This window comes from Streptomyces sp. NRRL WC-3549, from assembly GCF_000721935.1.
In the GTDB taxonomy this organism is placed as follows: Bacteria; Actinomycetota; Actinomycetes; order Streptomycetales; family Streptomycetaceae; genus Streptomyces.
Map to the genome: position 1 here is coordinate 78,834 of NZ_KL585403.1, position 9,909 is coordinate 88,742.

Consider the following 9,909-nt stretch of genomic DNA (forward strand, 5'->3'; position numbering starts at 1 on the left):
CGCGGCCGCCGTCGCCGTCGTGGGACGGATCGCCGGCGGGCGGGTCTGGCCCGAGGACGGCGTCGTCCCCGTCGCGGGGCCGGTCAACACCGCCAAGGACTGGATGGTCGACCACCTCTACACCGGCATCCCCGTCATCGGCGGAACCGCCGACTGGGCCGCCCGCTTCACCGACTGGATCCTCAACCCGCTCCGCAGCGGACTCCAGGGCCTGCCCTGGTGGGCCGTCCTGCTGGTCGTGGCCGCCCTCGCCTGGACCATCGGCACCTGGCGCACCGCGCTCACCGCCGTGCTCGCCATGGCCGCCATCGGGGTCCTCGGCGTCTGGGAACCCTCGATGGACACCCTCAGCCAGGTCATCGCCGCCGTCGCGGTCACCCTGGTCCTGGGCTTCACCGTCGCCGTCGGCGCCGCCCGCAGCGAACGGCTGGAAAGGGCCCTGCGCCCGGTCCTGGACATCTTCCAGACCATGCCGCAGTTCGTCTACCTGATCCCCGTGGTCGCCCTCTTCGGCGTCGGCCGCGCCCCGGCCGCCGCGGCCGCCGTCGTCTACGCGCTGCCCGCCGTCGTACGCATCACCACCCAGGGGCTGCGCGGGGTGGATCCCGCCGCGATGGAGTGCGCGCGCTCGCTCGGCGCCACCCCGGGACAGCAACTGCGCCAGGTCCAGCTGCCGTTGGCCAGGCCCGCCCTGCTGCTCGCCGTCAACCAGGGCGTCGTCCTGGTCCTCGCGGTCGTCATCATCGGCGGTCTCGTCGGCTCCGGAGCGCTCGGCTACGACGTCGTGTTCGGCCTCGCCCAGGGCGACCTGGCCACCGGTCTCGTCGCGGGCGCCGCCATCGTCTGCCTGGGACTGATGCTGGACCGGGTCACCCAGCCCACCGCCCGCCGCTCGCGGAAGGAGAGCTGACCATGGCTCCCACCACCCCCCGTACGGCCGCCCGCGCCCGGCCGCGCACGTCCGCGATCGTCGCGTCGGCCGCGGCCCTGCTGGCCGTCACCGGATGCGGTGCGGCGGACATGACCAAGCAGGCCTCCCCGTTCGCGGCCCCGGCCGACATCAAGACCGTCACGCTCTCCGTACAGTCCTGGGTCGGCGCCCAGGCCAACGTCGCCGTCGCGGGCAAGCTCCTCCGGGACGAACTGGGTTACCGCGTCGACCTGGTCCAGACGGACGAGGTCCCCGCCTGGGACGCGCTCAGCCAGGGCCGGGTGGACGCCATCCTGGAGGACTGGGGCCATCCCGACCAGGAGAAGCTGTACGTCCAGGACAAGAAGACGATCGTCCCCGGCGGCGACCTCGGCGTCACCGGCCACATCGGCTGGTACGTCCCCCAGTACTGGGCCGACGAGCACCCGGACGTCACGGACTGGAAGAACCTCGACAGGTACGCCGACGAACTCCGCACCCCCGAGAGCGGCGACAAGGGCCAGCTGATGGACGGTTCACCGTCCTACGTCACCAACGACAAGGCGCTGGTGAAGAACCTCGGCCTGGACTACAAGGTCGTCTTCGCCGGCTCCGAGGCAGCCCAGATCACCCAGATCCAGCAGTTCGCCAAGGCGAAGAAGCCCTTCCTGAGCTACTGGTACCAGCCGCAGTGGCTGTTCAACGAGGTCCCGATGGTCGAGGTGAAGCTCCCCGAGTACACCGACGCGTGCGGTGCCAAGGCCCCCGCGGACATCGACTGCGCCTACCCGACGACCCCGCTGCAGAAGTACCTCAACGCGGACTTCTCACGACGGGGCAAGGACGCGGCGGCCTTCCTCAGGAAGTTCTCCTGGTCGGAGCACGACCAGAACGAGGTCTCGAAGATGATCGCCTCCGACCGGCTCACCCCGGACGAGGCCGCGGAACGCTGGATCGCGCAGAACCCGGACACCTGGAAGAAGTGGCTGGACTGACCCCGGCCCCGGGCCGGTAGGAGACAGGCGGACGCCACGCCGCCGGGAGGCCGGGCGGACGGCCCGGCCTTCCGGCGGGCGCCCGGCCGGGCCCGACAGCTCGCACATGACGCACCCTCCGGACCTGCCCGAGGGCCCCACCGGAACGGCCCGGTTCTGCGATTATCGTGCGCAGGCAGCGGGTGCGCGGGAGGGGGGCGGGTTGATTTCCGAGCCGGAGTTCGAGGGGCGGTCCGGAGGGGTCCACGCCGTGGAGGTGATCGACCACTCGGACCGGGGGCGTGTCCCCGGGAGCCCGAGTCCGTGGCGGTGGGCCCTGGGCGGGGCGGTCGTGGCGTCGGTCCTCTGGGCCGCGTCGTGGTACGCGTACGGGACGGGGGACCGCGCCCCGGACCTGCACGGCTACCGGCTGGACGACGGCCTGTGCGCCGAACTCCCGCTGACGTCGCTCGGCGCGGCGATCGCACCGAGGCAGCCGCCGGGCGAGGGCGAGGCATGGGTGGCGAGACACGAGGCCCTGGACCGGCAGCAGTGCTCCGTCCCGCTGGCGTCCGTGCCGTTGGGAGAGGGGGAGTCGGGCGGCTGGTCCAGGGACTTCACCGTCTCCGTCGTCGTGGAACTGCACAAGAAGACCGACCCGGGCCCCGAGTTCGAGGCACGCGCGCGCGACACGGGGAGGGACGGCGGCGACGAGGGCACGCTGGAGGCCGTCCCGGACCTCGGCGACACGGCGTTCCTGCGCACCTCGGAGGACGGAAGCGCCGAACTGTCGGTGCGCGAGGGCGGAGCCGTCTTCGTGCTGGACGTCTCCTCCGTCACCAGCTACATGTCCGACGACGAGTACGGGGAGGCGCTCGACGTGGAGCCGGACGCCCCCGAGACGGCCCCGTTCCAGCCGGCCCTGATCAGCGACATGCGCGGCCTGATGGACCGTCTGAAAGGGTGAGGCGGGGCCCCGGGCCTCCTCGTGACCCGGGGCACCCGGCGCCTCCTACGCGGGCGTGCGGCGTTCGGCGGGCGGGCCGACCGCGTCCCCGGCCTCCGGCCGGCCGAACTCCTCGGTCTCCGGCCGGTCGAACTGGGTGCGGTACAGCTCCGCGTACCGTCCGCCGGCGGCCAGCAACTCCTCGTGCGTCCCCCGTTCCACGATCCGCCCCGCCTCCAGGACCAGGATCAGGTCGGCGGCGCGCACGGTGGACAGCCGGTGCGCGATCACCACCGCGGTGCGGCCCTCCAGCGCCTCGGCCAGGGCCTCCTGCACGGCCGCCTCCGAGGTGGAGTCCAGGTGCGCGGTCGCCTCGTCCAGGATGACCACCCGCTGACGGGCCAGCAGCAGCCGGGCGATGGTGAGCCTCTGGCGTTCGCCGCCCGACAGCCGGTAACCCCGCTCGCCCACGACCGTGTCCAGCCCGTCCGGGAGGGACGCCACGAGTCCGTCCAGCCGCGACCGGCGCAGCGCGTCCCAGACCTCGTCCTCCGTGGCGTCGGGCCGGGCGATCAGCAGATTGGCCCGCACGGACTCGTGGAAGAGGTGTCCGTCCTGGGTGACCATGCCGAGCGTCTCGCGGATCGAGTCCGCGCCGAGGTCCCGTACGTCGACGCCGTTCAGGCGCACGCTGCCGGCGTCCACGTCGTACAGCCGGGGGAGGAGCTGCGCGACGGTGGACTTGCCCGCCCCCGAGGAGCCCACGAGCGCGACCGTCCGGCCGGGCTCAGCGGTGAAGGAGACGTCGTGGAGCACCTGGGCGCCGCCCCGCCCGTCGAGCGTGGCGACCTCCTCCAGGGAGGCGAGGGAGACCTTGTCGGCGGACGGGTAGCCGAAACGGACACCGTCGAACTCGACGGACACCGGCCCCTCCGGGACCCTGCGGGCGTGGGGCTTCTCCTCGATCAGCGGCTTCAAGTCGAGGACCTCGAAGACCCGCTCGAAGCTGACCAGGGCGCTCATCACCTCGACCCTGGCCCCGGCCAGAGCGGTCAGCGGCGCGTAGAGCCGGGTGAGGAGCAGCGCCAGGGAGACGACCGCGCCGGGCTCCAGTGCGCCGCGCAGCGCGAACTGGCCGCCGAGGCCGTAGACCAAAGCCAGTGCCAGTGCGGAGACCAGGGTGAGCGCCGTGATGAACGTGGACTGGAGCATCGCCGTACGCACACCGATGTCCCGCACCCGGCCCGCCCGTGCGGCGAACGCCGCGGACTCGTCGGCGGGACGCCCGAACAGCTTGACCAGGGTCGCGCCCGGAGCCGAGAAACGCTCCGTCATCCGGGTGCCCATGCTCGCGTTGTGACCCGCCGCCTCCCGCTGGAGCGCCGCCATCCGGGAGCCCATCCGCCGCGCGGGCACGACGAACACCGGCAGCAGCACCAGCGCGAGCAGGGTGATCTGCCAGGAGAGGGTGAGCATCACGGCCAGTGTCAGCACCAGGGTGACGAGGTTGGAGACGACACCGGAGAGCGTGTTGCTGAAGGCCCGCTGCGCGCCGATCACGTCGTTGTTGAGCCGGCTGACCAGCGCACCCGTCCGGGTGCGGGTGAAGAAGGCGACCGGCATGCGCTGGACGTGGTCGAAGACCGCCGTACGCAGGTCCAGGATCAGTCCCTCGCCCAGGGTCGCCGACAGCCACCGGGTGAGGAGCGCCAGCGCCGCCTCGGCGACGGCGATGAGGGCGATCAGAAGGGCGAGCCGGGTGACCGTCCCGCTGTCGTCGCCCTCGACGATCGCGTCCACGACCCTTCCCGCCAGCACCGGTGTGGCCACCGCGAGCAGCGCGGTGACCACACTCAGCAGCAGGAACCGCAGGATCCGCCTCCGGTGCGGACGGGCGAACGCCCCGATGCGGCGCAAGGTGGCCCGGGAGAAGGGTCTGCGGCCCTTCTGCGCGTTCATCGCGCTGTGGAGCGAGGTCCAGGCGGTGACTTCCATGTCCATGCGAGCGATACCTCCGAGGATCGGTCCGTACGCACGGAACGCTAGGACCTCGACTTGCCTTGAGGTCAACCCGCGCGGCCCGGACGCGCGCCCTCCTCGCTCCGGGCGCTCAGCCGTGCGGGACGACGGCGACCGCGCACGGCGCGTGGTGGAGCGCCGCATGGGTGACGGAGCCCAGCCGGCGTACGCCCGGCTCGTGGGTGCGGCGGCCGACGACCAGGAGCTGCGCCCCCTCGGTGCCGGACAGCAGGACCTCCGCCGCGGGCCCGGTGCGGACCTCCTCGACGACCTCGACCCGCGGGTACTTCTCGCGCCACGGCCGGAGGGCGTCGGCGAGGATCTGCCGGTGCACCGGCTCCAGCCCGCCCTGCTGCTCGGCCACCCACAGCGACCCGGGGCTCCACATGAGGACCGGCGGGACCTCCCACGCGTACACGGCGCGCAGGCGCACGCCCCGCTCGGCGGCCGAGGCGAAGGCGAAGTCGAGCACCGGGCCACCGGCCGCCTCGGCGTCCTGGACGCCGACGACGACGTCTCCACAGGCCCGGGGCGCGGGGGTGTCCGGACGCGCCTCACGCACCATGACGACCGGCCGGGCCGTACGGCGCAGTACGTGCAGGGAGACCGAACCGATCAGATAGCCGGCGAGCGTGCCGTACCCCCGGGAGCCGAGCACCAGCATCCCGGCCCGGTCCGCCTCGTCGACCAGGGTGGGCACCGGGTCGCCGACGACCACCTCGGTGGAGACCTCCAGCGCGGGGTGCGCGGCCCTCACCCGGGACTCGGCGTCGCTCAACACGGCACGGACCACGCGCTCCTCGGCGTCGCGGTCGCCGACGTACGACGCGCCGCCGGCGCGCCACACCCAGGCGTACACCAGGCGCAGTGCCGCCTTCCGCCGGGCGGCCTCCTGCGCCGCCCAGTCGGCGGCGGCGAGGGAATGGCCCGTTCCGTCCAGCCCTACGGTGATGGTGACCGGCATGCTCGCCTCCTGGTGGGAATGGATCTCGCGCCCATCCTCCCCGAGAGCCCCGGCGGGGCTCACCCCGGTATGCGCCGAGGGCCGCCGAGCGGGTCGTCCGACCCGGCCGGCGGCCCTCGTGGGGGACGGGCCCGCGTGTCAGTAGCCCGGCGGCGGCACGTGGGAGGGGCGCCCGCGCCCACGGGTCAGGCTGTGGCCGAACACCGCGGCGAGAGCGGCGAGTACGCCGCCGCCCACGGTCCACAGCCAGCGGTCGGTCCACCACCCCGACGCCCAGCCGTCCTCGGGCTCGCTGCCCAGCGACACCTTCGGCCGCTCGTCGTCGCCGCTCTGCCCGGACACGGCCTGCGTGGCGGAGGACGCCCCCGGCACCAGCGGCTCGGCGAGTGTGCCGTCCACGTCGTGGGAGCCGCCCTTGTCGACCGAGGTGACACGGGTCTCGGCGCGGACCGGCAGCCCCAGGTCCTCCTCGGCCAGGTCCACGACGGTCAGCCGTACGTAGTAGCTGCCGGGCAGCGGGTCGTTCGCCCACGGCTCGGCCCAGGCGCGCACGGTACGCAGGACACAGGACAGCTCGACGGTGTTCGCGTCCGGCGCGGCCTTCCTGGTCTGGTGGCCGTACATGCACGCCTGGCGTCGGCGCAGCCCGTCGTACACGTCGATCTGCCAGGTCGAGGCGCCGTGCCGGGTGGCGTTCTCAGGGAGCGTCACCTTGGCACGGACGGTGGCCCGTTCGCCGGCGTCGGCGGGGAAGACCCAGTACAGGTAGTCACCCGTGGAGGCGTCGGCCGTGGCCGTCTGCTCCTGCTGGACGGGCGTGGCGGTACGGAAGGTGGTGCCCGCCTCCGTCGGGCCGGCGGCCTCGTCCCCGGCGGGGCTCGCGCTCGCAGAGGGGTCGTCGGCCCGGGCCGCCCCCGCCGAGGTGAGCAGGGTGGTCCCGGCGAGCAGGAGCCCGGCGCATGCGCGTCCGAGGCGGTTTCTGCGGGGAGCAGGCATCAGTTGGTCCTCCAGACGGCGACACGCCAGCGCGAGATCCAGCCGAACAGCAGGCCGGCGATCAGTCCGGTCAGCACCATGACGCCCAGCAGCCACCAGCCGCGGCCCAGACCGAACGCGGCCACGTCGGAGGCGTTGTCGGGGCCGTCCACCAGGTCGATGGTCAGCTCGACGGGCATGCCCGGGGTCTTCTTCACGGACGCGGGGGCCGAGAAGGAGTTGCCCAGCTGGAGGCAGACGGTCTCGGCGGGCGGTTCCCCGCCGTCGTCCGTCTCCTCCAGTTCGGACTTCGGGTACCGCAGCCCGGCGGAGACGGCGTCCGTACGGCCGGTGCCGGACTCGGAGCCCCGGACGATCTCGCGGCCGTGCGTGGTCACCGCGCGCAGCAGCACGCCGTAGTCGTCGTCGACGGCGCGGTCCGCCGACACGCTCACCGAGGCGCGCAGTTCCTGGCCGGGCAGGACGTCCACCCGGTACCAGCGGTGCTTGCCGATCTCCTGGCGGTCGGTGTAGAGACCGGCCTTCAGCTCGGGGGCCTTCGCGCAGCTGCCCGCACCCTCGGTGGCCACCGGGGTGATCGTGGGCTCGGCCGCACGGTCCACCAACTGCTTCACGCGGCCGGAGAGTTCGTCGGTGTGCTGGACGGCGGTGTAGGTGCCGCCGGTGGCTTCGGCGATGCAGGTCAGCTGCTGCCGGATCTTGGCGTTCGGCACCAGGCCGAGGGTGTCGATGACCAGGTGGATACCGCGGGCGGCGATGTCACGCGCGACCTCGCACGGGTCGAGCGGCCCGCAGGTGTCCTCGCCGTCGGTGATCAGGACGATCCGACGGGTGGCGTCGCCGCCCTCCAGGTCGTCGGCCGCGCCGAGCAGGGCGGGCCCGATGGGGGTCCAGCCGGTGGGGGCGAGCGTGGCGACGGCGGTCTTGGCCTCGGTGCGGTCGAGCGGTCCGACCGGGTAGAGCTGCCTGGTGTCCTTGCAGCCGACCTTGCGGTCGTCGCCCGGGTAGTCGGCGCCGAGCGTCCGGATGCCGAGCTGCACCTCTTCGGGCACCGCGTCCAGGACGTCGTTGAACGCCTGCTTGGCGGCGCTCATCCGGGACTGGCCGTCGATGTCCCGGGTGCGCATGGAACCGCTGACGTCCAGGACGAGTTCGACCTTGGGGGTCAGGGCGGAGGGGGGTTCGTCGGCGGCGGCCGGCAACGCGGTGCCGAGCCCGGCGGTCAGGGTGGCGAGCAGAACGCACACCCCGGCCGTCAGCCGTTTTCTTATGATCATCGACGGATCCTATTGAAGATCCGCTGTCATCCCCAAAACCGGTCGTGCCCCCGCCACTTCGCCTGCCCCGGGGGCCCCGGCGGCCAACCTCCGAAGGGCCGGGGTCAGCCCCCGAGCAAGGGCGTTGAGGCCCGGTCGAGCACCGAGCCGATCCGGTCCCAGGTCTCCGTGTCCCGCTCCACCGCGGGGAGTTCGGCGTCCTCGGCCGCGGTGTTCCAGCGGGTGGCCACCGCGACCGGGTCGCCGCCGCCGGCCGCGGACGCGGCGAGGGCCGCCGCGCCCCGGGCGACGAGTTCGCCGCTGCCGGGCACGATCAGGGGCCTCCCGGAGAGCCGGCGTACCGTCTCCACCCACGTCCGGCCCTGGGCCCCGCCGCCGATCAGCCGCAGCGGCCGGGTGGCCACCTCCGGGTCGGCCGGGTCCAGACCGCAGGCGCGCGAGAGCTCGTCGAGCGCGCGCAGCACGGTGAAGGCCGCACCCTCGTAGGCGGCGCCCAGCAACTGCTGCGGCGTGGTGTCGTGCCGGAGCCCGGTCAGCAGACCCGACGAGGTCGGCAGGTCCGGGGTGCGCTCCCCGTCCAGGAAGGGGAGGAGCACGGCCTCGCCGCCGGGCGCCGCGTCGTCGCGGTGCAGCCCGAGCAGGGTGGCGACCTTGTCGACGGCCAAGGTGCAGTTGAGCGTGCAGGCCAGCGGGAGGTACGTACCGTCGGCCGCCGCGAACCCGGAGAGGGCGGCGGAGGCCGGCCGGGCAAGGGAGGCCGCGAAGACCGTGCCGGAGGTGCCGAGGCTGAGCACGGGGTGGTCCAGCAGGCCGGCGCCGCCCAGCCCGAGGCCGACCGCGGCGCTCATGTTGTCCCCCGTGCCGGCCGCGACGGCGATGCCCTCGGCCAGCCCGAGCGCCTCGCGAGCCGATCCGCACCGCCCCGGTGGCCGCGACGGGCGGCAGCAGCGCTTCGTCCAGGTCGAGCAGTGCCAGGAGTTCCGGGTCGTAGCCGCCGGTGCCGGTGGAGTACCAGCACGTACCCGAGGCGTCACCCGGGTCGGTCGCCGCGGTGCCCGCGAGCCGCTCGGTCAGGAAGTCGTGCGGCAGCCGCACGGCGGCGGCGGCCTCCGCGTTCGCCGGATCGTTCTCGCGCAGCCAGCGCCACTTCGAGGCGGTCATGGACGCGACCGGCACCGTGCCGGTGCGCGCCGTCCAGGCATCGGGGCCGCCGAGCGCGGCGGTGAGCGCCGCGGCCTGCGGCGCGGAGCGGGTGTCGTTCCACAGCAGCGCCGGGCGCAGCGGACGGCCGGACCGGTCGAGCACGACGAGACCGTGCTGCTGCCCGGCGACGGCGATCCCGGTGACCGAGGACGCGGAGAGGCCGGACTCCTTGAGTCCTCCCGTCACCGCGTCACACAGGGCCCGCCACCAGACCTCCGGGTCGCTCTCGCGGGCACCGCCCTCGCCCGTGACCACGTGCGGGGCACGGCCGACGGCGAGCAGTTCGCCGGTCACGGTGTCGACGACGGCCGCTTTGGTGGACTGGGTGGAGCTGTCCACACCGATGACGACGGTACGCGGCGGCATGGGCTACCTCTTCCTCGCAAGCTCGTTTTGATCGTGCGACGAACAAATTACGTGATCGTCGCCCACTCGAACAGAGGCGGCCCGGGTTTCGTCGTACGGGGGCTTCCGTCGAGAGGCTGCCTCGTGGCACATTAATAATGTTACTGAACAAATAAGCCGGGCCACAGGCGGCCCGGTGTCCCACCCCGACGCACACGAAGGCGGACAGACCATGCCGGAGCGCTTCACCCCCACTCCCGAGGACAAGTTCACGT

7 protein-coding genes and 1 pseudogene are annotated in these 9,909 nt (G+C 73.3%); 3 read left to right on the forward strand and 5 right to left on the reverse strand.

Features of this window, described 5'->3' with window-relative positions; translation table 11 throughout:
- From IH13_RS0117725 to IH13_RS0117735, 3 genes are all read left to right on the forward strand, one after another.
- A partial coding sequence (locus IH13_RS0117725; RefSeq protein ID WP_031085575.1) for an ABC transporter permease occupies positions 1-910 on the forward strand: 910 nt, incomplete at its 5' end.
- Between the two features lie 2 nt (positions 911-912).
- On the forward strand, positions 913-1,905 hold the full coding sequence (locus tag IH13_RS0117730; RefSeq protein ID WP_031085576.1) for an ABC transporter substrate-binding protein: 993 nt from the start codon (positions 913-915) through the stop codon (positions 1,903-1,905).
- A 202-nt stretch (positions 1,906-2,107) separates the two neighbouring features.
- Positions 2,108-2,851 carry a hypothetical protein gene (locus IH13_RS0117735; protein WP_031085578.1) on the forward strand — a complete coding sequence of 248 codons (744 nt, stop codon included), beginning with the start codon at positions 2,108-2,110 and terminating at the stop codon, positions 2,849-2,851.
- Between the two features lie 45 nt (positions 2,852-2,896).
- On the opposite strand, the gene IH13_RS0117740 is transcribed toward IH13_RS0117735, so the two are convergent.
- The 5 genes and pseudogenes from IH13_RS0117740 to xylB form a co-directional block, all read right to left on the reverse strand.
- A complete protein-coding gene (locus IH13_RS0117740; protein WP_031085580.1) occupies positions 2,897-4,831 on the reverse strand; it encodes an ABC transporter ATP-binding protein in 1,935 nt (644 codons plus the stop codon).
- A 109-nt stretch (positions 4,832-4,940) separates the two neighbouring features.
- Positions 4,941-5,813, reverse strand: coding sequence for a universal stress protein (locus IH13_RS0117745; protein WP_031085582.1), 873 nt, complete (start codon positions 5,811-5,813; stop codon positions 4,941-4,943).
- 138 nt (positions 5,814-5,951) lie between these two features.
- Complete coding sequence (locus tag IH13_RS0117750; protein ID WP_031085584.1) at positions 5,952-6,809, reverse strand: hypothetical protein; 858 nt, start codon at positions 6,807-6,809, stop codon at positions 5,952-5,954.
- Complete coding sequence (locus tag IH13_RS0117755) at positions 6,809-8,086, reverse strand: VWA domain-containing protein (protein WP_031085586.1); 1,278 nt, start codon at positions 8,084-8,086, stop codon at positions 6,809-6,811. Before IH13_RS0117755 ends, IH13_RS0117750 begins: the two co-directional genes overlap by 1 nt.
- 104 nt (positions 8,087-8,190) lie before the next feature.
- Positions 8,191-9,655 (reverse strand): annotated as a pseudogene (gene xylB / locus IH13_RS37770) (xylulokinase).
- Between the last annotated feature and the right edge of the window lie 254 nt (positions 9,656-9,909).

What these genes read in the sequence shown, in the direction of transcription:
- IH13_RS0117730 (WP_031085576.1), top strand. Translation starts at nt 913, where the DNA reads ATGGCTCCCACCACCCCCCGTACGGCCGCCCGCGCCCGGCCGCGCACG.
- IH13_RS0117740 (WP_031085580.1), bottom strand. Translation starts at nt 4,831, where the DNA reads ATGGACATGGAAGTCACCGCCTGGACCTCGCTCCACAGCGCGATGAAC.
- IH13_RS0117745 (WP_031085582.1), bottom strand. Translation starts at nt 5,813, where the DNA reads ATGCCGGTCACCATCACCGTAGGGCTGGACGGAACGGGCCATTCCCTC.
- IH13_RS0117750 (WP_031085584.1), bottom strand. Translation starts at nt 6,809, where the DNA reads ATGCCTGCTCCCCGCAGAAACCGCCTCGGACGCGCATGCGCCGGGCTC.
- IH13_RS0117755 (WP_031085586.1), bottom strand. Translation starts at nt 8,086, where the DNA reads ATGATCATAAGAAAACGGCTGACGGCCGGGGTGTGCGTTCTGCTCGCC.